Origin of the sequence: Pelagibius sp. 7325 (assembly GCF_037652055.1) — a bacterium.
In the GTDB taxonomy this organism is placed as follows: domain Bacteria; phylum Pseudomonadota; class Alphaproteobacteria; order Kiloniellales; family Kiloniellaceae; genus Pelagibius.
This window is the reverse complement of sequence record NZ_JBBKAH010000024.1, coordinates 1-1044: the sequence shown is the minus strand read 5'-3', so window position 1 is coordinate 1044 and position 1044 is coordinate 1. Positions and strand designations below refer to the sequence as shown.

At 52.2% G+C, this 1044-nt stretch carries 1 rRNA gene; it reads right to left on the bottom strand.

From position 1 onward, the window contains the following. Positions 1–895 (bottom strand): 16S ribosomal RNA (locus tag WDC82_RS25100); the annotation flags it as partial. Positions 896–1044 lie beyond the last annotated feature (149 nt).

Genomic DNA, 1044 nt, shown 5'->3' with positions numbered 1-1044 from the left:
CCCCAGGCGGAGTGCTTAATGCGTTAGCTGCACCACTAAGGGGCGGAAACCCCCTAACACTTAGCACTCATCGTTTACGGCGTGGACTACCAGGGTATCTAATCCTGTTCGCTCCCCACGCTTTCGCTCCTCAGCGTCAGTTACAGACCAGAGAGTCGCCTTCGCCACTGGTGTTCCTCCACATCTCTACGCATTTCACCGCTACACGTGGAATTCCACTCTCCTCTTCTGCACTCAAGTTTCCCAGTTTCCAATGACCCTCCCCGGTTGAGCCGGGGGCTTTCACATCAGACTTAAGAAACCGCCTGCGAGCCCTTTACGCCCAATAATTCCGGACAACGCTTGCCACCTACGTATTACCGCGGCTGCTGGCACGTAGTTAGCCGTGGCTTTCTGGTTAGGTACCGTCAAGGTGCAAGCAGTTACTCTTGCACTTGTTCTTCCCTAACAACAGAGCTTTACGATCCGAAAACCTTCATCACTCACGCGGCGTTGCTCCGTCAGACTTTCGTCCATTGCGGAAGATTCCCTACTGCTGCCTCCCGTAGGAGTCTGGGCCGTGTCTCAGTCCCAGTGTGGCCGATCACCCTCTCAGGTCGGCTACGCATCGTCGCCTTGGTGAGCCGTTACCTCACCAACTAGCTAATGCGCCGCGGGTCCATCTGTAAGTGACAGCCGAAACCGTCTTTCATCCTTGAACCATGCGGTTCAAGGAACTATCCGGTATTAGCTCCGGTTTCCCGGAGTTATCCCAGTCTTACAGGCAGGTTACCCACGTGTTACTCACCCGTCCGCCGCTAACATCCGGGAGCAAGCTCCCTTCTGTCCGCTCGACTTGCATGTATTAGGCACGCCGCCAGCGTTCGTCCTGAGCCAGGATCAAACTCTCCGAAAAAGTTCAAAACCGAAGTTTTGTTTTTCGCCAGTTTGACTGACTACCTATGAAATATCATAGGATTTTTTTATAAAAACTCGAATTAACAGGTACGTTTTGTCTTGTTTAGTTTTCAAAGATCATCTTCATTTTCGCTCAGAGGCGACTTT